The following is a 22,903-nucleotide window of genomic DNA, read 5'->3' as shown; positions in this document are numbered from 1 at the left end:
CTCGCCGCCGAGGCCCCAGATTCGAGGCATGTCGAGGCGGCCCGGAGGGAATGGCGACGAGCGGCGCGGCGGAAGAACGCGCCGCGTCGCCATGCTCGCATTTCCCGACGTGCAAGTCCTCGACGTCACCGGGCCGCTCGAGGTGTTCTCGCGCACCTCGCGCTGGCTGCTGGAGCAGGGCCTGCGCCGCGACCCGGCCTATGCGGTCGAGATCATCGGCCTCGAACGTGGCCCGTTCCGCGCCTCGTCTGGCCTTCGCCTCTACGCGGATCACGGTTTCCGCGAAATCGGTGCCGGCCTCGACACGCTGTTGATCGCGGGCGGCGTCGGCGCGCATCGCTATTGCACCGACGCCGCTCTTCTGAGCTGGATCCAGAGACAATCGAAAGTGGTGAGACGCCTGGCTTCGGTCTGCACCGGCGCGTACTTCCTCGCCGAAGAGCCCTCCTTGCTGAAATACTTGTCGAGATTGATCGCGACCACGCGCAGGCCCCGAGACGCGTAGCGTTGCTGGATCGACCGCATCCAGGGGAACGACCGCTTGCAGGGCTCGCACCGCTGCCCCGCGCCACGCCGGCCGGCGACAGCGCGAGCAGGCAGGCACTCAGCACCCCGGCCGTCCGCATGAGGTTGTGACCGCGAATGTTCACGTCAGTTGGACTCGCGAGCCCGCGGCGTCAGGCGGGCGATGAGACACGGCTGGGGCATGTCTTGGCCATTGATACCCGCGACACGGCCGCCGGGTTCAGATGCCGAGGCCTTCTTGACGTCGCCGAAACTTCTCGCGCGGGCCTGACACCTGTATTACAACTCCCCCGATACCGTCGACCCGTGCGGGCCGTACCACCCCACGGGCGTCGTCCCACGAGGGAGGTCGCCGCCATGCTCCATCTGGATACCGGCAACACCGCGTTCATGCTGCTGTGCAGCAGTCTGGTGATGCTGATGACGCCGGGGCTCGCGTTCTTCTACGGCGGGCTGGTGGGCCGGAAGAACGTGCTCGCGATCATGATCCAGAGCTTCATCTCGCTGTGCTGGACCACGGTGGTCTGGTACACGTGCGGCTACTCGCTGTGTTTCTCGGGCGGCGAGGGCGGTGTGATCGGCAATCTCCACATGGCGTTCCTCCACGGCGTCAATCTCATGTCGCCGTCGCCGAACGACAGCATCCCGCTGCTCGTCCATGTCGCCTACCAGATGATGTTCGCGATCATCACGCCCGCGCTGATCACCGGGGCGTTCGCCAATCGCGTGACCTTCAAGGCCTACTTCATCTTTCTCACGCTCTGGCTGCTGCTGGTCTACTTCCCGTTCGTGCACATGGTGTGGGGGAACGGACTGCTGGCCAAGTGGGGCGTACTCGATTACGCCGGCGGCATCGTGGTGCACAACACTGCGGGAATGGCGGCGCTCGCCTCGGTGATCTATGTCGGCCGGCGGCGCGTCCAGGACACCGGACCGCACAGCATTCCGCTGGTGGCGCTGGGCACCGGGTTGCTGTGGTTCGGCTGGTACGGCTTCAACGCCGGCAGTGAATTCCGGGTGGACGCCACCACCGCGGCCGCGTTCATCAATACCGATCTCGCCGCCTCCTTCGCCGGCGTCGCCTGGATGCTGGTCGAATGGGCCACCACCCGGAAGCCCAAGTTCCTCGGACTCCTCACCGGCTCGGTGGCCGGGCTCGCCACCATCACTCCGGCCGCCGGCTACGTCTCGCCGCAGAGCGCGGTGCTGATCGGCATCATCTCCGGCATCGTCTGCTTCTACGCGGTGGCACTCAAGAACCAGCTGCGCTGGGACGACGCGCTGGACGTGTGGGGGGTGCACGGCGTCGGCGGATTCATCGGCATCGTGATGCTCGGAGTATTCGCCACCAAGGCCTACAATCCGGCCGGCGCCGACGGCCTGCTGGCCGGCAACCCGACGTTCTTCGTCCACGAGTGCGTGGCGGTGATCGGCTCGTCGATCTGGGCGTTCGTCTTCACCCTGGGGATGCTGTGGGTGATCGATCGCGTGACCCCGGTGCGCGTCGAGGAATCGCACGAGCACGTGGGTCTCGACGAGGCCCTGCACGGCGAACAGGCCTACGTGGAACTGGGCTGAGCGATATCTTCGCGCCCAGGATTCCGCCGTCATGAGCAAGCCCGTCATTCTCGCGGTTGATGACGACGCGGAGGTGTTGGCGGCCATCGAACGGGACCTCCGCCAGCGCTACCGTTCCGACTACCGCGTGATCAAGGCCGCTTCGGGCGCGGAGGCGCTCGAAGCCGCGCGCCAGCTTGCGACGCGCAACGCGCCCATCGCCCTGTTCCTCGTCGACCAGAGGATGCCGGCGATGTCGGGGCTCGAGCTGCTCCAGCAGGTGCGAGCGCTCCACCCCGGCTCACGGCGGGTGCTGCTCACCGCCTACGCCGACACCGGCGTCGCGATCGCCGGCATCAACGAGATCGGCCTCGACCACTATCTGATGAAGCCCTGGGACCCGCCCGAGCAGCGGCTCTATCCGGTGCTCGACGATCTGCTCTCGGAATGGCGCGCACAGGCCCGCCCTTCCTTCGAGGGCATCCGCGTGCTGGGTTCGGCGTGGTCGCCCGAGTCCTATGCGGTGAAGGAATTCCTCTCGCGCAATCTGGTGCCTTACCAGTGGGTGGATCTCGAGCGCGACCCGGCCGCCCGGGAGCTGGCGCAATCGTTGGCCGGGGACCTGGCCCGACAACCGATCGTGCTGTTTCCCGATGGGACCCATCTCGTGGCTCCGGAGCCGGTCGAGCTGGCGGAGCGGGCGGGACTTCAGACCCACGCCCAGCGCCCTTTCTACGACGTGATCGTGATCGGTGGCGGGCCGGCGGGCCTGGCGAACGCGCTGTACGCCGCGTCCGAGGGACTCCGCGCCGTGCTGGTGGAATCGCGCGCGCCCGGTGGGCAGGCCGGCACCAGCTCGATGATCGAGAACTATCTGGGCTTCCCGTCCGGGGTGACGGGCGCCGACCTCGCGCAGCGCGCCAGCGCACAGGCGCGCCGATTCGGCGCCGAGCTCCTGACCGCGCAGGAAGTCGTGGGGCTTCGGCGCGTGGATCCCTATCGCTTCGTGCGGCTCGCCGACGGCACCGAACTCTCCGCCTACGCCGTGGTGATCGCCACCGGAATGGGGGTGCGAACGCTGGACGCACCGGGTCTCCAGCCCCTTCACGGCCGCGGCGTCTACTACGGCGCCGCGATGACCGAGGCCAGCACCTATCGCGCGAAAGACATCGCGGTGGTGGGCGGCGCCAATTCCGCCGGCCAGGGAGCGCTGTTCTTCTCGCGTTACGTGCGCCGAGTCACCATGCTGGTGCGCGCGCCCGATCTCGCGCCGTCGATGTCGCGGTATCTGATCGACCGCATTCGAGCGGCGCCCAACATCGAGGTGCTGAACGGAGTGGAGGTCGCGGAAGCGCACGGCGACTCGAGGCTCGAATCGGTGACGATCCGCCTGGCGGACTCGGGGGAGACTCGCCGATTGGCGAGTTCGGCGCTCTTCATTTTCATCGGGGTTCAGCCGCACACCGCCGCCTTCGCGGGGACGCTCGAGCTGGATGACGCCGGCTTCATCCTCACCGGCGCCGATTTGCCGCGCGAGCACGGCCAGCCGCGCGGCTGGACACTCGAGCGCGCGCCGATGATGTTCGAGACCAGTGTTCCCGGCGTCTTCGCGGCGGGTGACGTTCGGGCCGGCGCCAATCGCCGCGTGGCGGCCGCGGTGGGCGAAGGCTCGGCGGCGATCTACTCCGTCCACCGCTACCTGCGAACCGTCTAGACGTGACGCCCGACCCGCAGGTACAGGACTCCGATCGGGACGATCGTCTCGCGAGTCTGCTCGCCCATCGGACGCTGGCCGGGGCGCCGCGCGAGGAGTTGGAATGGGTGGCGCAGCACTCCTCGCGACGTCGTTACCAGGTCGGCGAGGTCGCCACCCGAAAGGGCGAACCGGAGCGCTGGCTTCAGATCCTGCTGGCGGGCCATCTGGCAGCGGTCGTGAATCGCGGCGCGGGCTCGCGCCGGCTGATCGGCTGGCGCGGTGGCGACGTGTGCGGGCTCCTGCCTTACTCGCGCGGCGGTTCGCCACCGGGCGATACCGTCGCCGAAGAGCCGACCGAGATGCTGCTGGTCCATCAGGACCGCTTCCCCGAGATGATTCGCGAGTGCCCGCGAGTGACCGCGCTGTTGGTGCACGCGATGCTGGATCGTGCACGGTTCTTCACCTCGAGCGATTCCCACGACGAAAAGCTCGTGTCGCTGGGCAAGCTCGCCGCCGGGCTCGCCCACGAGCTGAACAATCCGGCCTCGGCCGCAGCGCGAAGCGCGCGCCGGCTGGTGCAAACCCTGGCTGAAGCCGAAAAGGCGGAACGCCGGCTCGAAGGCGTCCCGATGAGCGAGGCGCAGCGCCTCGCCCTCGACACCGTGCGCCACCAGTGCGAGCCGCTGGCTGGTGGCGTCGCTCGTTCACCGATCGAGCGCGCCGACCGTGAAGAAGCGCTGGCCGCGTGGCTCGACGAGCACCGGCTCGACCCGGACATCGCGCCGCCGCTGGTCGACAGCGGCGCTCGGCTGGAATCGCTCGACGCGCTGGCACAGAGCTTCTCGGGAGAGGCGCTCGACGCCGCGCTCCGCTCGATCGCGGCCGGCTGCGCGGCCAGGACGCTCGCCGCAGAGATCGAAGTATCGGCTTCCCGCATTCACGAGCTGGTCGCAGCGATCAAGGGATTCACCTACATGGATCGCGCGCTGACGCTCGAGCCCACCGACCTGAAGCGCGGGATCGTCGAGACCGTCACCGTGCTCGGCGGCAAGGCGCGCGCGAAATCGGTGGCGATCGATCTCGATCTCGCACCCGATCTCCCTCGGGTCCCCGCGTTCGGCGGGGAGCTCAATCAGGTGTGGGCGAATCTCCTCGACAACGCGCTTGATGCGGTGGGCGAGAGGGGCCGGATCGAAGTCACGGCACGCCGCGAGCGCGATCAGGTGGTCGTCGAGATCGTGGACGACGGTCCGGGAATCCCTGCCGACATCCGCAGCCGCATTTTCGATCCGTTCTTCACCACCAAACCCGTGGGCAGCGGCACCGGCCTGGGGCTCGACATCGTGCACCGGCTGGTGCTGCGCCATGAAGGCGACGTGGAGGTGGATTCGCGGCCGGGGCGGACCACGTTCCGCGTCAGCCTGCCGCTCCGTCAATCTTCGGCGCGTTCGAATTCCGGATAGGGAGCACCGCCTGACCTCGACGATCGTGCGCACGCGCTAGCGAACCGCTGACATGCGATCGCGGCGCCGTGCTATGGTGCCGCACGCGTGAGCACTCCCCAACGCATCGGCATTTATCCGGTCGAGCGCGAGCTGGGCCGCGGCGGCATGGGCATCGTCTACCTGGGCCGCGATCCCCGGCTCGATCGCCCGATCGCGATCAAGGTGCTCCCCGATCTGTTCGCGGGCGACCCGGAACGCCTGGCGCGCTTCGAGCGCGAGGCCAGGCTGCTGGCTTCGCTGCGTCACCCGAACATCGCCGGGATCTATGGACTGGAGGAATCCGACAGCCGACGCTTCCTCGCCCTCGAATACGTCGAAGGGCCGACGCTCGCCGAGCGAATCGCGCGCGGGCCGTTGCCGATCGACGAATGTCTCGAGATCGCGCGCCAGATCGCCGCGGCGCTGGAGGCGGCGCACGAAGCCGGAGTGATTCACCGCGACCTCAAGCCCGGCAACGTCAAGATCACCCCGGCCGGCGAAGTCAAAGTGCTGGACTTCGGGCTCGCCAAGGGGGCCGGGCTCGCGGAGGCGAGTCCCGACATTTCCCACTCGCCGACGCTCACCCAAGCGCGGACCGACGTCGGCGTGATCCTCGGCACGGCCGCCTACATGAGCCCCGAACAGGCGCGCGGCAAGCCGGTGGATCGGCGCACCGACATCTGGTCGTTCGGCTGCGTGCTGTTCGAGATGTTCACCGGCCGGCAGCTGTTCGGCGGCGAGACCGTTTCCGACACGATCGCGAAGATCCTGGAGCGCGAGCCGCCATGGAGCGAGATCCCATCGGGCGTGCCCGAGCGGATCCGCGAGCTCCTGCGCCGCTGTCTCGAGAAGGATCCGCGCAAGCGCCTGCGGGACATCGGGGACGCGCGCCTCGAGCTCGAGGAGGCCATCTCGGCCCGCACCTCGCAAAGCCGGCGCGCGGCGGCGGAGATCGAGGCGCAGCGTTCCGCGGCGCGGGGGCGGGCACCGCTCTCGACCTGGCTGGTGGCCGGTGCCGCGATGATCGTGGCGCTGCTTGCAATCGCGTGGGCGCTTTCGCGGTCCCCCGGCGGAGCCGTCCGCCGGCTCTCCATCAACGAACCGTTCGGAGCGAGCCTCGACGGGGACGCGGTGGACAACGCCATCTCTCCGGATGGGCGCTGGCTGGTATTCACCGCGTCCGATACCTCCAATACCATTCAACTGTGGGCGCGCGATCTGAGCACCCTCGGCGGGCGCCCGATTCCCGGCACCGAAAACGGGGCCAAGCCGTTCTGGTCGCCCGACAGCCGTTGGGTCGGCTTCTTCGCCGACGGGAAATTGAAGAAGGTGCGTCCCGACGGCGGAGTGCAGGTGATCTGCGCCGCACCCGACAACCGGGGCGGTGGCTGGTCGAAGCAGGGAACGATCGTGTTCGCGCCGGCGGGAGAGAGCCCGCTGTTCGCGGTGAGCGCTTCGGGCGGGGAGCCGCGGCAGGTGACGACCCTCGACAGCACGCGGCACGAGACCTCACATCGCTTTCCGTACTTTCTTCCGGACGGACGGCACTTTCTCTATTCCACGCTGCCGGCGACCGACCGTGGATTCCGAATCCTGGCGGGCTCGCTGGACGGCGGACCGTCGCGCGAGATTCTGACTGCCGACAGCGCACCGGTCTACGCCGCCCCGGGCTATCTCATCTATCTGCGCGATCGCACGCTGGTCGCGCGGAAATTCGATACCCGCTCCCTCACGGCCGGCGGGGAGCCGCTCGCGTTCCCCGACATGCCGGCTACGTCTCAGAGCACCGGATTGCGCGCGGCGACCGTCTCCTCGAACGGGATGCTCGCGTACATGAACGGAGCGGTGACCAACAGCCGTCTGATCTGGTTGGATCGCGCCGGCCGAACCATCGGCGCGGTGCCGGCGCCGGCGGCGCAGTACGGGCTCATCGTGGTGTCGCCCGATGGAACGCACGCGGCCGTGGATCGCATCGTGAGTCCCAACGAGTCGGACATCTGGATTCTCGACCTTGCGCGCGGCGTGAGCAGCCGCCTCACCTACGGGCCGCGCAACAACAACACGGGGATCTGGTCGCCGGACGGCACGCGCATCGCATTCGAGACCAACCGCAACGGCCCATACGACATCTACGTCAAGTCGGTGAGCGGCGCGACCCCCGAAACACCGCTGGTGGTGGGCCAGAGTCTGTTCAAGCACCCGGCCAGCTGGACGCCCGATGGGAAGACCCTGGCTTTCTATCAGATGGATTCGGGCACCGGCTTCGACATCTGGACGGTGCCCGCCGACGGTTCGTTGCCACCCACGCCCTACCTGCGCACCCGGTTCCAGGAAGAGTTCCCCGATATCTCGCCCGATGGGAAATGGCTGCTTTACAACTCCGACGAATCGGGAAGGCCGGAGGAGTACGTGCAATCGTTCCCCACCCCCGGACACAAGTATCAGGTGACCACGGGAGGCGCCCTGCTCGGATTCTGGAGGAAGGACGGGAAAGAGATCATCGCTCTCGGCCCCGATGGTCTGACCCTGCTGGCAGCGGAGGTCACCGAGTCCGGCGAACGCTTCCGCGCCAGCCCGCCACGCCCACTGTTCCGCACGCCGCCCAACGTGAATGGTGTGGGGTTGGTTCGCGACGGCCAGCGGTTTCTGATTCCGATCCCCGAGGGCAAGACCGAGGCGCCTTCGATCACGCTGGTGATGAACTGGCCGACCGAGCTCGCGGCGATCGCGGCCGCCCGGCAATAGAATCCAAAGGAGCGGGCGATGGCGACCAGGTCCGGCATGGTCAGGCTCAAGGGCTCCGAACGCGATGTCCTCCCCGGCGCGCGAGCGGTGGGGGAGTCGAACCCGAGCGATCGGCTGACGCTCAGTCTCTATGTGCGCCGCAATCCGCGAGCCAGCCCGCCTTCGGTGGAGGCACTGGGCGCACAGCTGCCGCGCGATCGACGCTATCTCACCCACGAACAAGTCGAGAAAGCCTACGGGGCGAGTCCCGCCGATCTCGAGCGCGTGGCGAGGTTCGCGGCGACCCACGGACTGGTGGTCGTCCACCGGGACGCGGCGCGCCGTCTGGTGCAGGTCTCCGGTTCCGTCGCCGCCATCAGTGCCGCGTTCGGGGTCACGCTCCGCCAGTACGAGCGGCCCGGCGAGCACTACCGGGGGCGTGAGGGCTTCATTCACGTCCCGAAGAACCTCAAGGGCGTGGTCGAGGCGGTGCTGGGGCTCGACAACCGCCGCGTGGGGCGCTCGTACCTGCGCCGCGCGCGGCGCCGCGGCGAACCGCCCGCGCTGGCGAAGAACGTCCACATCCCGATCGACACCTACTTCCCGCCCCAGGTGGCGAAGCTCTACGACTTTCCCGCCGGCGCCGACGGCACCGGGCAGACCATCGGTATCGTGACCCTCAACGAATCGGGCGGCGGCTACAGCGTGAGCGCGCTCGAGAAGTACTTCACTCACATCCTGAAGCTGCGTATGCCGCAGATCACTGCGGTCGTGGTGCACGGCCGGGGCAACGACCCGCACTTCGGTCCGAGCGTGAGCGAGGACGACGTGACCGACGAGGTCATGCTCGACCTGCAGGTGGCGGGAGCGGCGGCGCCGGGAGCGAAGCTGGTCATGTACTTCAGCGAGTTCACGCAGCAGGGCTGGGTGGATGCGATCACCCGATTCGTCCACGACCGCGAACACCATCCTTCCGTGGTCTCGATCAGTTACGGGAATCCCGAGAAGGACGGGCGGAGCGCCTGGACCGATTCGGCGATCCGGGTGGTCAACGCCGCGTTCGAGGCCGCGGCCGCGAAGGGCATTACCGTGTGCTGCGCCTCGGGTGATGACGGCTCGCACGACGACGCTGGCGACCGCCGCGCCCATGCGGATTTCCCGGCCTCCAGCCCCTACGTGCTGGGCTGCGGGGGCACGCGACTGGTCTCGAGGGGCCAGGCCATCGTCCGGGAGACCGTGTGGAACGATTCGAGTGGCGCGGGCGGCGGAGGAGTCAGCGCATTGTTCCCGGTGCCCCGCTGGCAGAAGTCGGCCAGCGTTCCACCTTCCGCGAATCGGGCGCACCTCCCGGGTCGCGGGGTCCCCGACGTCTCGGGCCTCGCCGATCCGGTCACCGGCTACCAGGTCATCAACGCCGATGGATCATTCGATCCGCGCAATCCGTCCGGAGGGACCAGCGCCACCGCGCCGCTGTGGGCGGCGTTGATCGCGCGCATCAACGAGAAGCTCGGCGTCGCGTGCGGCTATCTGAATCCGCTGCTCTACACGCGGTTTTCGAGCGGCGTGCTCCGCGACATCGTGCACGGCAGTATCGGCGCCTACTCGGCGCGTGAGGGCTGGGACGCGTGCACTGGGCTCGGCAGCCCGGGGGGAACGGCGCTGCTTCGGGCTCTGGGAGGCCACCAGGAAGGGACGCCCGTTCACGCCGGCGCGCTCACGCGCCCGAAACGGGCGCGCAGGAAGCGCTGAGACCGGCTCGCTTGCCCGAGCGAGGTGCGCGATCCATAGTCGCGGCCAGTACCCCCTGACGCGTTTCGCCACGCATGCCCCTCGCCTCCGGTACCCGCCTCGGTTCGTACGAGATCCTTTCGCCGCTCGGCGAGGGAAGCATGGGAGCCGTCTATCTCGCCCGGGATCTGCGGCTCGGCCGCGAGGTGGCGCTCAAGGTCCTGCCACCCGACCTCGCGACCCGGCCCGATCAGCTCGCCCGTCTCGAGCGCGAGGCTCGCGCGGTGGCTTCGCTCAATCATCCCAATATCGTCGTGCTCCATTCCGTCGAGGATGCCGGCTCGACCCGGTTTCTCACCATGGAGCACGTGGTGGGCGAGACTCTCGACCAACTCATCGCGCCCGCGGGCTGGCCGGTCGAGCGCGTGGTAGATCTGGGAGTTGCCCTCGCCGAGGCGCTCGCGGCCGCGCACGACAAGGGTGTGATCCATCGCGACCTCAAGCCCGCCAATGTCATGATCACGAAGACTCGACACGTCAAGGTTCTGGACTTCGGGCTTGCCAAGCTCGAAGCGGAATACGAAGCGCCGATCGCGACCCGCGCGCCGACCGCGCCGCCTCCACTCTCGACTGCGGGGCAGGTCGTGGGCACCGTGCCCTACATGGCGCCGGAGCAACTGCGGGGCGAGGAAGTGGACGGCCGCACCGACCTGTTCGCGCTGGGAGTGGTGCTTTACGAGGCGACTTGCGGCCATCGACCGTTCGACGGCCGCACCTTCGCCGAGGTGAGCTCGGCGATCCTGCGCGATGAACCGGTCCCGCTGGCGCAGGCCCGGCCCGGAGTCCCCGCGGAGCTCGATCGATTGGTGGACCGCTGCCTGCGCAAGCCGCCGCTGGCGCGATTTCAGACCGCGCGAGAGGTGGCGGACGCGCTGCGCCGGCTCAAGCACGCACTCGAGCACGGCGAGCCTGGCGCTCGTTTCGGCGCCGCGCGCGAGCGACTGGCGTCGGTCGCGGTGCTGCCGTTTGTCAATCGGAGCGCCAGCGCCGAGGACGAATATTTCTCGGACGGCCTCGCCGACGAGTTGCTCAATCTGCTCTCCAAGATCCGCGGGCTCCGGGTTGCCGCCCGCGCCTCCTCGTTCCAGTTCAGGGGAACCCGGGAGGACCTCGGGACCATCGGTGCGAAGCTGAACGTCGCCACCGTGCTCGAGGGCAGCGTGCGGAAGAGCGGCCCGCGGGTCCGGATTTCCGTGCAGCTCGTGCGGATCGCCGATGCCGCGCCACTCTGGTCCGAAACCTACGATCGCGGCCTCGACGACATCTTCGCGGTTCAGGACGAGATCGCTCAATCGGTGGTCCAGGAGCTGCGCACGACGCTTCTCGGCCATGGGCCGGAGCTCGAAGCGAGCCGGGAGGTTCGAGCGGAGGTGGCGAAGGCCGCCCGCGGTCGCGGCACCGACCCGGAAGCGCACCGTCTCTACCTTCAAGCCCGCTACCTCATCGATCGCCGCACGCGCGACGAGACTCTGAAGGGCGTCGAGTATCTCGAACGGGCGCTCTCGCGCTCGCCCGACTTCGCGCTCGCGTTCGCGGTTCTGGCGCAGGCCTACTCGCGGTCCGCGGACGTCGGCTGGCTTCCGCTCGAGGAGGGCTACTCGCGGGCGCGCCTCGCCGTCGAGCGCGCACTCGAACTCGAACCCGACCTGGCCGAGGCTCACGCCCAGATGGGCTGGATCCGGATGATCCACGACTGGGACTGGCGGCGGGCGGAGGCGTCGTACCGGCGTGCGCTGGAACTCGCCCCCGGCAATTCCCAGGCGCTGCACGGCGCCGGCGCGCTCGCCTATAACGAGGGGCGCCTCGATGAAGCGATCGACTTCTGCCGGCGCGCGCTGGAGCAGGATCCACTCAATGCCGGTTCGTACCACAACCTGGGCGGCATGCTGCGACTGACCAATCTGGCCGAAGCGGAGGAGGCCTATCGAAAGGCGCTCGAGCTCGCGCCCCAGCGAATCGCGACGCGCGCCGCGCTGGCTTTGGTTCTGGTCGCACGCGGGCGTGGTGAAGAAGCCCTGTCGATGGCACGAAGCGAGCCGAACGCGGGCTTTCGGCAATGGTCGCTGGCAATCGTCTATCAGGCGCTGGGACTCTCGGATGATTCCCGCGAGGCCCTCTCGGCGCTGATCGCCATGGACGCCTCGGTCTGGGCTCTGCAGATCGCCGAGGCGCATGCCATGCGCGACGAAACCGACGAGGCCTTCGAATGGCTGGAGCGCGCCTACCAGAACCGCGACGGGGGGCTCACCGAAATGAAGGTGAGCGACCGCCTTCGCTCGCTGCGAAGCGATCCGCGCTGGGGAACGTTCCTCGCGCGGATGGGCTTCGAACCCTGAGCCGAGAAACGCGGATCAGAACGGGTTGCCCCGGCGCGGCCGCAGAAGACTCCGGGCCAGGAGATTGCCGGTCAGCAGCAGCGGCAGCACGAGTCGGGAATACCCGCCGGGATCGTGTTTTCGAAAGTACTTCCACATGGAATGATGGTGGTGGAGCGTGCGCCTCCATTTTCCGGAGCGCGCGCCCTGTCCCCAGCGATGTGTGGCGCCCGCCTCGGGAACGAAGAGGTTGCGATACCCGGCCCGCTCGAGGCGGAGCGACAGATCCGTGTCCTCCATGAACAGGAAGAAGCGCTCGTCGAAGCCTCCGAGCGATTGGAAAAGCGCACGCCGGATCATCACGAACGCGCACGCCACGGCTGGAACCGAAACCACGTGATTCGCGTCGGGAAGCGTGTAGGGGACGCCGGTTCGCCGCCAGCGGGAAAGCACCGATCCCCGCGACTGGATGAGATTCCCAGCGGTCGGGAAGCGGCGGCACGAGGCCTGAAACCTCCCATCCGGTGAGCGAAGTCGCCCCGCAACGAAGCCCGCGTCGGAATTCGCGAGCAGCGTGGCTCGAAGCTCGCCCAGCGCTCCCGCATCCACGTTGACGTCCGGGTTGAGCAGTACCAGCCACTCGCCCGAGGCGGCGGCTGCGCCCTGATTGCATGCCGCCGCGAAGCCTCGATTCCGCGAGTTGCGAATCAACGCAGCCGGAGGCCAGAGTGCAGCGACGCGCGGGCCCGAGCCGTCGCGAGAATCGTTGTCGACGACGATCAACTCTGCGCCGTTCGACCGCAACTCCGGGATGACGTGCCCGAGGCAGTCGTCCAGGACGGCGATGGACTCGTGGGTGACGAGTACGACGGAAATGCGGCCGGGCTCCACGGATGCGAATTCCGCGCTACTGAGGTTGACGCGGGGACGCCACGAATCCTACCACCGTTCAGGGATTCTTCTTGATCTCCTTCTTCTGAGGCTGTTTCTGCATTTCTCGCGGAGGCGGCGCCACCGGTGTGGGCCCGGCGCCCGAGCGCTGCCGGCCACGGAACTCACGCTCGAGGTCTCCGGGCGAGGGACTGATCGGGGGCGGTTGGACGCGCTGCGGCCTCGCCGAGGGCGGCGCGACGGGCGTCGTGGTCACCGGCGGCATTTCGTACCGTCGCTGCGGTGCCGGGGCGGGTGGCGGCCAATTGCGCACGGGGGGCGCCGCGACCGGGGCTCTCGCCGGCGCCGCGGGCGTCTCGCGAGGCGTGGCGGTCACCGGGGCCGGCACCCAGTTTCGGCCCTGATTCACCTTCCAGCCGTTCTGCTCGCGTCGGTAGACCTTGCCGTCGCGTCCGGCGAACACGTCGTTGGGTGCCTTCGCAGGCGTGCGTGGCGTCGCGCGCGCCGGCGTGAGCGGCGAGCGCGCGACCGTCTTGTCCACGCGCGGCAGATTGGCGGAGCGCCGGTAGATGTTGATCGGCGTGCGTTCGACCGGAGTCGCGGGCTGCCGCCGGAATTGTCGGGTTCGCGCCATGCTCAGGTCCGGCATCAACGTCGGCCGGCGGTAGCCGCCGGGGCCGAGCCAGCGCACCGGGTCTCGAATCTCGCGATACCGGGGCCAGGGGTGCCAGTTGAATCCGACGCGCAGGAATCCCGACTGGTAGCTGAATCCGAACCACCAGCGGCTGAGCCACGGATTGTAGCGAGCTCCGAATCCCCAGGTGCAGGGGCGCGGGTAGTAGAAATGCCGCCGCCACGCGCGATAGTGGTAGCCGGTGCCGAACACCACCGTACCGTAGTAGGGGTAGCAGCCGAGATAGCCGGGCAGGTAGCCGAAGTACACGATGTCGGGCGTCACGTCGTAGATGTAGACGTAGCGGACATCGTAGACCGGACAACTGGGCGGAATCTCGTCCACCTCCACGGGCCGCGTCTCGCTCACGCGCCAGGGCCCCATCGGATCGTCGGCCACGTACCACACCCCCTGATCGCAGGCGTAGTAGCGACCATCCGCCAGAATCACTTCGGCCTCGGTATTGACCGCGTACTTGAGTTGCGTGCCGTCGATCGGCTCGAAATCGGGCGCGCCGTCGTAGTAGACCTGGTACCCCGAGGAGTCGCGGCGGATCGGACTGGTCTGTGGAATCTCGGCGTCGGCCAGAGCGTCGTCCGCTTCGTCGGTGCCGGCGACGCTCGCGCGCAAGTTGGCCTTGGGGGAGGCGGGCGGTATGCGGCCGAAGCTCGCAGGAAGCCGGTCGCCGCGAACGAAGGTCCAGGGCCCGGTGGTCCGGGGAGCCCGATACCAGCGGCCCGACAGCAATACATAGAGCTGCTGGGAGTTGATGTCACGCACGACATCGCTTTCGGTGTTGGTGACGTAGAGCAGCTCACCCTCGACCAATGAGGCGTACTGGGGAGGGCCGTCGGTCCAGATCAACTCGGTCGGCTCGGTGGCGGTGACCACCGCCGGCGGCGGGCCGCTGACCACGTCGGTCGCGGAGGTGTCGGGCGGCACGATCGCCCGCACTTCGTCGGGCGGATTGGAGATCGGGCTCCAGGGTCCGAGTGGATTGCCGGCCGAGTACCACATGTTCGATCCGTTCAGGTAGAACACACCGTGGGAAGGGTCATGAACGATCGCATAGGGCGTGTTCGCCACTCGCTCGAGGTCCGAATTGTCGAGCTTGACCGTGAATGGCGAGCCGTCGAACACCACCAGGAGCGACTTCTGCTGCGTGAACAGGATCTTCGGCGGCATGGTGTCGAGGCCGGCGACGCTGGCGCGCTCCCGCTCGGCCGACGCCAGCCCGGACTGGAGCTCCTCGAGCGATCCCGACAGGTCCCACTTCAGCGCTTCGGACTCGACCAGATGCTCGTAGCGGCTGGCGTCGGCCTCGGTGATGCCGGGGAGCCGGACCTTGGTCACGTCGAAGTTGCGCGCCTGGACCGTGCTGCTGTCGCGATCGATCTGGATCTGCTCGGCGAACCAGATCACGCCGAACGTGGGTTCGGGGTCGGTGCTGCGCTGGAGCGAGAACGCCGCGCGTCCGGTCAGCAGATCGCCGTTCAGCGTCTCCGGCTGCGGCTGGTAGATGATGAACGATCCGTAAGGTGAATCGAACTGGCGTGGCCAGTTGGAGCTGCTGGCCTCCGCCCCCGTGGTGATCGCCAACAGCGCGAGCCCCACCAGCGTGAGGCCGGCGCCTGCGCGCCGCGCGATGCGCGAGCCATACACCTTCGTCCGGTCCATGCAGCCTCCACGGCTTGAGACGAACGAAACGGGAGCCTGGTTGCGACCCAACGGTGATCCTACAACGTGTGGACCGGCAGGACGAATGCCTGACCCGCCGCTAACAGGATCTCGACGTGGCTAGTGGGAGGTGGCGGACGCCGGCGACCCCGCAGGCGAATCGGCGAGCGAGCTGTCCATCGCCGCGAGCACGGGGCGGCCATCGATGTGCTCGGGCAGAGGGATCCGGGTCAGATAGCAGATCGTGGCGAAAGTGTCCTCGGTATTGATGACCAGATCCCGATCGAGGGTGAGATCCAGCCCCTGCCGGACCCCGGGCCCCGAAATCAGCCATGGAATCGTCCGGCTGCGCGGATCGTCGGGCCCGTGCTCGGTGCCGGCGCCACCGTGGTCGGAGCTCACGATCACCACCGTCGCCTGGAGCAACTCCTGACGGCGCAGCTCGCCCAGGATGGCCGAGATGCAGCGGTCGGCAGTTTCGATCGCGTCCAGCTGGGCGTCGGAGCCCCAGCCGTGTTCGTGCCCGGCGGTGTCGACCGCCGGCAGGTGGACGAACATCACCTCGGGGTGATGGCGCGCGATCATCGCGACCGCGCTGTCGGCAACCTGCTCGTCGCTCACCACGGTGACGCTCGGGACGAAACACCAGTCGAGCGTGCCGGGCTTCGCCAGCGCCTCGAACTTCTTCTTGCCCGCCACCATCGCCGTGGTGCGCCCGGCCTTTTTCGCCAGCTCGAACAGTGTCGGCACCCGCGGATAGACGATCTCGGAGAAGGGCAAGTCGCGATTCCAGTCGATGCCGTGTCGCGCCGGCGGCACGCCGGTCAGCATCGAGGTGTGGGAGGGAAGTGTTATCGACACCGCGGTGGTGCGCGCCCACATGCTGAAGCTGCCCTGTCTCATGAGGTCGTGCAGCGTGGGGGTGTTGGCGCGAAGCATCAGGTCGGGACGAAGGCCATCGACGCTGATCAGGAGCGCTCGGCGTGCCGAAGGAGCACGAGCCGGAGCGGCGGCGGCGCTCGTCGCCATCGCGATCGCGAGCAGGATCGCGAGCGGAACTCTTCGGAGGTCGGTGCGCATGGGGTCTCGGGGCGGCCCCGGTTCATGGTTGCGGCCCCGTGTCCTTCCACTGTGGCGGAGGGGCCGCGTCGATGGGGTAACTAGGAGATTACGGGGAGGAGAACATGCTGTCGAATGCCGGCATGATCGACCGCGGTCGGGCGTGCCACGGTTCGACCCGATCGGCTGTCCGCCGCTTCGTGAATGCCGGCCACGAAGAACACCACGCCCGACGCCTGCCGAGATGATTTCTATCCCGCTTGAGAAACTTCTGAGACATCTCGCGTCGATACTGCCTTCGTGATTCGACGCCGCCCCAACCCCTCCGGGGCGCGAGCCGTGCACCGCCCGGATCGGGATGGGGAGGGGATGTCGATGCGCTGGAAGCTCGGGGTGCTCTTGACGCTCATGGTCTCGACAAACGCCGCCGCCGCCCTCGCTCAGCCGCCCCCGCCGCCTCCGCCGCTCACGCCGCTGCCACCACCCCCTCAACCACCCGGCAATCCGGTCACCACCGCCAAGGCCAATCTCGGCAAGGCGCTGTTCTGGGACGAGCAGCTCTCCTCGACGCGCACGGTCGCGTGCGGCAGTTGCCACCAGGCCGGGCGCGGCGGCTCGGATCCGCGCACCGTGCTCGGCTCGGCACACTCCACCAACGCCGGCGCCGACGCTCAGTTCGGAACCCCCGACGACGTCGCCGGTTCGCCGGGCATCGTGCTCAATCAGGCCGATGGTTCATTCGCCTGGGCCCCGATCTATGGAATGAACCTGCAGGTCACTTCGCGGCTCGCGCCGTCGTTCGTCAACGCCGCCTATGCGCCGCTGCTGTTCTGGGACGGCCGGGCGGGCGAGACCTTTCTCGATCCCCAGACCGGCGCGACCATTCTCGTCGCCGGCGGGGCGCTCGAGAATCAGTCGACGGCTCCACCCATCTCGTCGGTCGAGATGGGCCACCTCGGGCGCACGTGGAGCGACGTCTCCTCGCGCGTCGCGACGCTCAAGCCGCTGATGCTCTCGTCACACGTGCCGAGCGCGCTGTCGAGCTGGATCAACGGCCGCCCTTATCCCGAGCTGTTCGGTGAAGCGTTCGGCAGTTCGGAGGTGACCGGCGCGCGAATCGCCATGGCGATCGCGAGCTACGAGCGAACACTCTATTCAACGCAGACGCCATTCGACTCGGTGATCGCCGGAGTTGCGGCGCTCACGCCCCTCGAGAATCAGGGCCGCCAGCTGTTCGGCGCACTCGGATGCGCGGGCTGCCATGCCGGCTCGCTGATGTCGGACGAACGGTTTCACTACATTGGCGTCCGGCCCGCGGCCGAGGATCCGGGGCGCGAAGCCGTGACCGGCGATCCCAACGATCTGGGCGCGTTCCGCACTCCCAGCCTGCGCAACGTGGCGCTGCGGCCCGCCTACTTCCACGACGGGCGCTTCAACACCCTCGAGGAAGTGGTGGATTTCTATGACCGCGGCGGCGACTTCACCGCGGCCAACAAGCCGCCGGTGATCCGCCCACTCAACCTCACCCCCGACCAGAAGGCGGCGCTGCTCGCGTTCCTGCGCCGGCCGCTCACCGATCCGCGAGTGGCGAGCGAGGAGCCGCCCTTCGATCGCCCCGGGCTCTACGGAGAAACCGGTCTGGTCCCCCGCGTGCTCGACGGCGGCGTGGCGGGTGGCTCCGAATCGCCGCCGATTCCCGTCGCGCCCGAGCCGATGATGACGGGGAATCCGCAGCTCACGATCGGAGTCCACGACGCACTCGCGGGCGCACCCGCGGTGCTGGTCCTCGACACTTCGCCGCCCGCCGAGGGCGGCGCCATTCCGGCCGCGGGCTCGTTCGCGCGACTCGCCATCGTGCTCCAGAAGAGCCCGAGCGGCGAAGGCTTCGGCTCGGTGACGATGGCGATCCCCGACGATCCGACACTCGCCGGTACGACGCTTTTCGGCCGCTGGTACGTCGCCGACCCCGGCGCCCCGAGCGGCATCGCGACTTCGCCGCTCATCCAGTTCACGCTGTTCGGTCCCTATGGCGCGATCGGCTCGCTGGCGAGCTCCGCGCCGGTCGCGGGGCCCGCGACGACCCGACTCGATCGGGCGTGGCCCAACCCGTTTTCCGCCCGCAGCACGGTTCGCTTCACGCTCGCTTCGGCCACCCGCGCGCGGCTCACCGTGTACGACGTGAGTGGACGCGCGGTGCGCAGGTTGATGGACCACGCGGTAACGCCCGGCGCCTATTCCGCGGAGTGGGATGGGCACGACGCCTCGGGGGCGTCGGTTCCCGGCGGCGTCTACTTCCTGCGGCTCGAGACCGAGCATGAAGCGCTCTCGACCCGAGTGGTCCGCCTCCCATGAACGCGCGCCGGTGGAAAGGCGAGCCTGCGCGGGCTGCCTGGCAGTCGAAGCGGATCGCGATCGTCTGGATCTTGCTGAGCGCCGTCGCGCTGCACGGCGCGGCGCTCGCGCAAAGCGGCCTGGGAGAGGGGCCCGGGCGCGGGCCGGATGCGGGGAGCCCGAAGTTGGGCGACCCGCCCGGTCCGGATGTTCCTCTCGGGCCGCGCCCCGAGTTTGGCCCGCCGCCGGGACCCGGTCCGTTGTGGGCGCGGCTTCCGACGCCCGAAGCCCTCGATCAGCTGGGGCTCTCCCCGACCCAGCGCACGAAGATCGAGGATCTCATCGACGCCCAGCGCCGCTACGCGATTCGCGCCGACGGCGACGCGCGCATCGCCGACCTCGATCTGCAGCGCCTGGTGGAACGCGATTCCACCGACACCGGGGCGATCGCCAGGGCCATCGAGCGGCTGACTTCCGTGCGGCAGGAGATGCTCAAGTCAAGGGTGGCCGCCATTCTCGCGATCCGCGCCGTGCTCACGCCCGAGCAGCGCGCGAGGCTCCGCCGCCCCGGCGCCGAGGCCCGGTGGCACTAGGCACGGCCTAAACGCCCGGCGGGCGCTTGTCTTTCACTCACCGCTCTCCGAGACTGGCCGCATGAAGCTCAAGGTCCTGATCGTCGAGGACGATCGGCGCATCGCGGTGTTGGTCGCGAAGAATCTCGAGGCGGCGGGATACGAGTGTCATCTCGCCGCCGACGGCGAGCAGGCGATTCGCGAATTCGATCGTCTGAAGCCGGCGCTGGTGGTGCTCGACATCGGCCTGCCGGGACTGAGCGGGCTCGAGGTCACCCGCCATCTGCGCGGCGAAAGCGAGGTTCCGATCTTGATGCTGACCGCCCGCTCGACCGAAGCCGACAAGGTCCTCGGCCTCGAGCTCGGCGCCGACGACTATCTCCCCAAGCCCTTCGGCACTTCGGAGCTGGTGGCTCGCGTGCGCGCGCTCCTCAGACGTACGGCGACCGAGCCGCGCCAGCACGAGCTGGTGTTCGGCGGGCTGCGCATCGATCCCGCGCGACGCGAAGCCGAACGGGACGGCGCGCGCGTGCGCTTGACCACGCTGGAATTCGATCTGCTCTATTTCCTGGCCTGCCGGCCCGGCCAGGTGTTCTCGCGAGAGGCGCTGATCGACCGCGTCTGGGGGGACGATCGAGTGGTGGGAGATCGCACCATCGACAACCTGGTCAGCCGGCTGCGCAGGAAGCTGGAAGTGGACCCCGACGAGCCGCGCTATCTGCAGACGGTGTGGGGCGCGGGCTACCGCTTCGAGGGTGAAGCCTTCTGAGACCCGCGTCGCGCGCGCACAGTCTGTTCTGGACCTTTGCCGGAACCTTCCTGCTGGTTCTGGCCGCGGCCACGCTGCTCGAGGTGCTGGTGGTGGTGACGGTGCTGCGGCCCCTCGCCGCGCAACGCGCCCACGAGCGCACCGAGCTGTCGCTCGATCGCGCCTCGCGCCAGATCGCGGCGCTCTACGATCCCTACGATCTGAGGGAGATCGCTCGCGTGCTGCGCGAAAATCGCCCGGCGGCGCGCGACGCGTTCCTGTTGCTCAGCGCCTGGGACGGCCGCCTGGTCGCGACCCAGCCGATCGGTCCCGACCTGCGCGCGCGCATCATCCCGCTCCTGTTGAGCAGTGGGCTCGCCGATTCGTCGGCGCTGCGTGATTCCTCCGCCGGCGAGGCGCCGTTCGGAAGAAGCGGGGACGACTTCGCCTCTCTCGAAGCGCGCCTGGCGGTGCTCGGGCATCGAGCCGTGAACATCGAAGGCGGTCGCTTCGGCGAGGTCGTGGCGATGGGAACGGCAGAGGGAGTAAGTCTCTGGGCGCTCCCCGAAACGCGAGCCCTCGCGCTGTTCATGCCGTTCGCGATCCTGGCCGCGGGAGTCGCCGGGTTGCTGATGGTGCGAATCGTGGTGACGCGCCTGCAGGCGCTCGAGCAGGTCGCGAGGCGCGTCACCGGGGGCGAGCTGTCGGCGCGCGTGGAACGCAGCGGACGCGACGAAATCGGTCGCCTCGAGCAAAGCTTCAATCTCATGACCGAACGTCTTGCGGTGGCGCGCGCTCAGCTCGAAGCCACCGACTTGCAGAGACGCCGGCTCTTCGCCGACATCACCCATGAGCTGGCGACCCCGCTCACATCGATCCGCGGCTACGTCGAGACCCTGGCCAATCCCGAAGTGCCCAGCTCGGAAGAAGAGCGGGCCACTTATCTCAATGACGTCCTGGAAGAGGCGAAGCGCCTCGAGTTGTTGATCGCCGATCTGCTCGAGCTCACGCGCCTCGAAGCGGGGTCGGTCCCCCTGAAGCCCGTGCGCCTCGACTGGGCCGCATTGTGTCGCCATGCGGCCCGCCGGCTGGGACCGAGGTTCTCGGCCGCCGGACTGACGCTGGAGTGGGCGGGACTCGAGACGCCGGCCTGGGTGCTGGCCGACGGCCGGAGGCTCGAGCAGGTCGTGGACAATCTGCTCGGCAACGCCTTGCGCTACGTTCCGGCGGGGGGTCACGTCACCCTGTCCATGGCGCGCCTCGATCCGGTGCTCGCCGGGCATTCGACGGATCGTCCCGCCGCGGGCTGGGGCCTGACGGTGAGCGACGACGGACCGGGAATCGCATCCGAGGACCTGCCGCACGTGTTCGAGCGTTTCTACCGGGCCGAGTCGGTGCACGCACAGGGCGGGACCGGACTTGGACTCGCGATCGTGCGCGAGATCGCGAGCCAGCACGGCGGCCGGGTTCACGCGGAATCACGCCAGCCGCGCGGAGCCGCGTTCATCGTCGAACTGCCGTCGGTCGAGTGAGAGGAGCGGTGCCATGAGCGTTCTCGAGGCGATCGGAAACACCACCATGGTCCGGCTGAACCGGGTCGTCCCAGCCGGCTGCGCCGAGATCTACGCGAAGCTCGAATGGGAGAACCCGACCGGCAGCATGAAGGACCGCATGGCGGTTGCGGTGATCTCGCGGGCGGAAGAGACCGGCCGCCTCAAACCGGGTGGCACGGTGATCGAGTACACCGGCGGGAGCACCGGCGCGTCGCTGGCGCTGGTGTGCGCGGCCCGGGGGCATCGCATTCACATCGTGAGCTCCGACGCCTTCGCGCGTGAGAAGCTCGACCAGATGCGCGCGCTGGGCGCCGAGCTGACCCTGGTGCCGAGCGAGGAGGGGCGCACCACCAAGAAGCTGATCCTCGACATGATCGAAACCGCTCGCGCACTGAGCCGGCAGCCGAACACCTGCTGGACCGATCAGCTCCGCAATCCCGATACCATCGGCGGCTACTACGGGCTGGGCGAGGAGATCTGGGCCGAAACGCGCGGCGAAGTCGATGCCTTCGTCCACTGCGCGGGCACGGCGGCTTCGTCCCGCGGCGTGGCGACGGTGCTGAAGAAGCACCGCGCCGGGGTGCAGATCGCGGTGGTCGAACCCGCCGAATCCGCGGTGCTGAGCGGCGGAGAGCCCGGACCGCATCAGATCGAGGGCGTCGGCGTCGGGTTCGTGCCGCCGCTGTGGGAGCCGAGCCTGGTGGACGAAATCCTCGCCGTGAAGACCGACGAGGCCAAGGAAATGGCCCGCCGGCTCGCACGTGAAGAGGCCCTGTTCGCCGGCACTTCTTCCGGAGCCAACGTGGTCGCGGCCATCGCGCTCGGGCTGAGGCTCGGGCCAGGGAAGAAGGTGGTCACGCTGATGGTGGACTCGGGACTCAAGTATCTGAACACCGACGTCTATCGAATCCACTAGCGCCGCTTTTCGATTGTTCCTCTTACCAAACAACGCGTCGCTCGCCGCCTCCCCAAGGGTCGCTGGTACACGCGGGGCGGCGCGCTGATCCCTGTCGCCAAGCCACTTGCCGGAGTTTCCCGGCCCTTGTGTCCTCGCGGCACGCGCGATGCTCGTCTTCGGCCGCGGCCGGCTCGCCAGTCACCCGTGAGCTCCACGCCGGGAGCTCCGACGGAAGGAGACGGACATGAAACGCCTGATCGCACCGCTTCTAGCACTCGCCGCGCTGGGAATCACCTCGTGCGCAACGACCGGTACGAGCACGGGAATCAGCGCGGGAGTCGAGATCTCCAGCGCTCCTCCGGCACCCACCATTTCGTACGGCGAGCATGCGCGCTGGCGCTATCTGACCGAT

At 68.5% G+C, this 22,903-nt stretch carries 15 protein-coding genes; 12 read left to right on the top strand and 3 right to left on the bottom strand.

The annotated features are described in order from the left end of the window. The first annotated feature begins 28 nt into the window (after nucleotides 1-28). From VMJ70_01745 to VMJ70_01715, 7 genes are all read left to right on the top strand, one after another. Nucleotides 29-505, top strand: coding sequence for a DJ-1/PfpI family protein (locus VMJ70_01745; protein ID HTO89830.1), 477 nt, complete (start codon nucleotides 29-31; stop codon nucleotides 503-505). A gap of 377 nt (nucleotides 506-882) precedes the next feature. Further along, entirely contained in the window at nucleotides 883-2,103 is a 1,221-nt protein-coding gene (locus VMJ70_01740; GenBank protein ID HTO89829.1) for an ammonium transporter, read from the top strand. A gap of 31 nt (nucleotides 2,104-2,134) precedes the next feature. Next, a complete protein-coding gene (locus VMJ70_01735; protein ID HTO89828.1) occupies nucleotides 2,135-3,796 on the top strand; it encodes an FAD-dependent oxidoreductase in 1,662 nt (553 codons plus the stop codon). A gap of 2 nt (nucleotides 3,797-3,798) precedes the next feature. Continuing rightward, on the top strand, nucleotides 3,799-5,241 hold the full coding sequence (locus VMJ70_01730; protein HTO89827.1) for an ATP-binding protein: 1,443 nt from the start codon (nucleotides 3,799-3,801) through the stop codon (nucleotides 5,239-5,241). 87 nt (nucleotides 5,242-5,328) lie between these two features. Then, complete coding sequence (locus VMJ70_01725) at nucleotides 5,329-8,007, top strand: protein kinase (GenBank protein ID HTO89826.1); 2,679 nt, start codon at nucleotides 5,329-5,331, stop codon at nucleotides 8,005-8,007. A gap of 18 nt (nucleotides 8,008-8,025) precedes the next feature. Beyond that, nucleotides 8,026-9,735, top strand: a complete 1,710-nt coding sequence (locus VMJ70_01720) for a S53 family peptidase (protein ID HTO89825.1) — start codon at nucleotides 8,026-8,028, stop codon at nucleotides 9,733-9,735. Nucleotides 9,736-9,809: 74 nt separating this feature from the next. Beyond that, complete coding sequence (locus VMJ70_01715; protein HTO89824.1) at nucleotides 9,810-12,110, top strand: protein kinase; 2,301 nt, start codon at nucleotides 9,810-9,812, stop codon at nucleotides 12,108-12,110. Between the two features lie 15 nt (nucleotides 12,111-12,125). Here the strand turns inward: VMJ70_01715 and VMJ70_01710 are convergent, their stop codons facing one another. The 3 genes from VMJ70_01710 to VMJ70_01700 form a co-directional block, all read right to left on the bottom strand. Further along, nucleotides 12,126-12,980 carry a glycosyltransferase family 2 protein gene (locus tag VMJ70_01710; GenBank protein HTO89823.1) on the bottom strand — a complete coding sequence of 285 codons (855 nt, stop codon included), beginning with the start codon at nucleotides 12,978-12,980 and terminating at the stop codon, nucleotides 12,126-12,128. A 58-nt stretch (nucleotides 12,981-13,038) separates the two neighbouring features. Then, nucleotides 13,039-15,330 (bottom strand): hypothetical protein, encoded by a 2,292-nt coding sequence (locus VMJ70_01705; protein ID HTO89822.1) that lies wholly within the window; start codon nucleotides 15,328-15,330, stop codon nucleotides 13,039-13,041. 120 nt (nucleotides 15,331-15,450) lie between these two features. Continuing rightward, nucleotides 15,451-16,410, bottom strand: a complete 960-nt coding sequence (locus tag VMJ70_01700; protein HTO89821.1) for an ectonucleotide pyrophosphatase/phosphodiesterase — start codon at nucleotides 16,408-16,410, stop codon at nucleotides 15,451-15,453. Nucleotides 16,411-16,764: 354 nt separating this feature from the next. On the opposite strand from VMJ70_01700, the gene VMJ70_01695 reads away from it, so the two are divergent. The 5 genes from VMJ70_01695 to VMJ70_01675 all read left to right on the top strand — a co-directional run bounded on the left by VMJ70_01695 (nucleotide 16,765) and on the right by VMJ70_01675 (nucleotide 22,509). After that, nucleotides 16,765-18,741, top strand: coding sequence for a cytochrome c peroxidase (locus VMJ70_01695; GenBank protein ID HTO89820.1), 1,977 nt, complete (start codon nucleotides 16,765-16,767; stop codon nucleotides 18,739-18,741). Further along, nucleotides 18,738-19,313, top strand: coding sequence for a periplasmic heavy metal sensor (locus VMJ70_01690; GenBank protein ID HTO89819.1), 576 nt, complete (start codon nucleotides 18,738-18,740; stop codon nucleotides 19,311-19,313). The genes VMJ70_01695 and VMJ70_01690 overlap by 4 nt, the downstream gene beginning before the upstream one ends. A gap of 61 nt (nucleotides 19,314-19,374) precedes the next feature. Continuing rightward, nucleotides 19,375-20,061, top strand: a complete 687-nt coding sequence (locus tag VMJ70_01685) for a response regulator transcription factor (protein ID HTO89818.1) — start codon at nucleotides 19,375-19,377, stop codon at nucleotides 20,059-20,061. 83 nt (nucleotides 20,062-20,144) lie between these two features. Beyond that, nucleotides 20,145-21,572 carry a HAMP domain-containing sensor histidine kinase gene (locus VMJ70_01680; protein ID HTO89817.1) on the top strand — a complete coding sequence of 476 codons (1,428 nt, stop codon included), beginning with the start codon at nucleotides 20,145-20,147 and terminating at the stop codon, nucleotides 21,570-21,572. Between the two features lie 13 nt (nucleotides 21,573-21,585). Beyond that, nucleotides 21,586-22,509 carry a cysteine synthase family protein gene (locus tag VMJ70_01675; protein HTO89816.1) on the top strand — a complete coding sequence of 308 codons (924 nt, stop codon included), beginning with the start codon at nucleotides 21,586-21,588 and terminating at the stop codon, nucleotides 22,507-22,509. The last annotated feature ends 394 nt before the right edge of the window (nucleotides 22,510-22,903 follow it).

It is taken from the genome of Candidatus Sulfotelmatobacter sp. (assembly GCA_035498555.1).
Taxonomy (GTDB): Bacteria; Eisenbacteria; RBG-16-71-46; order RBG-16-71-46; family RBG-16-71-46; genus DATKAB01.
Note: the sequence above shows the minus strand (reverse complement) of the source record. Positions and strands in the feature narration are given on the sequence as shown.

Excerpts from the sequence above, each read along its gene's own strand:
- VMJ70_01745 (HTO89830.1), top strand. The coding sequence starts at position 29 with ATGTCGAGGCGGCCCGGAGGGAATGGCGACGAGCGGCGCGGCGGAAGA.
- VMJ70_01740 (HTO89829.1), top strand. The coding sequence starts at position 883 with ATGCTCCATCTGGATACCGGCAACACCGCGTTCATGCTGCTGTGCAGC.
- VMJ70_01735 (HTO89828.1), top strand. The coding sequence starts at position 2,135 with ATGAGCAAGCCCGTCATTCTCGCGGTTGATGACGACGCGGAGGTGTTG.
- VMJ70_01720 (HTO89825.1), top strand. The coding sequence starts at position 8,026 with ATGGCGACCAGGTCCGGCATGGTCAGGCTCAAGGGCTCCGAACGCGAT.
- VMJ70_01715 (HTO89824.1), top strand. The coding sequence starts at position 9,810 with ATGCCCCTCGCCTCCGGTACCCGCCTCGGTTCGTACGAGATCCTTTCG.
- VMJ70_01705 (HTO89822.1), bottom strand. The coding sequence starts at position 15,330 with ATGGACCGGACGAAGGTGTATGGCTCGCGCATCGCGCGGCGCGCAGGC.
- VMJ70_01700 (HTO89821.1), bottom strand. The coding sequence starts at position 16,410 with ATGCGCACCGACCTCCGAAGAGTTCCGCTCGCGATCCTGCTCGCGATC.
- VMJ70_01695 (HTO89820.1), top strand. The coding sequence starts at position 16,765 with ATGCGCTGGAAGCTCGGGGTGCTCTTGACGCTCATGGTCTCGACAAAC.
- VMJ70_01690 (HTO89819.1), top strand. The coding sequence starts at position 18,738 with ATGAACGCGCGCCGGTGGAAAGGCGAGCCTGCGCGGGCTGCCTGGCAG.
- VMJ70_01685 (HTO89818.1), top strand. The coding sequence starts at position 19,375 with ATGAAGCTCAAGGTCCTGATCGTCGAGGACGATCGGCGCATCGCGGTG.
- VMJ70_01675 (HTO89816.1), top strand. The coding sequence starts at position 21,586 with ATGAGCGTTCTCGAGGCGATCGGAAACACCACCATGGTCCGGCTGAAC.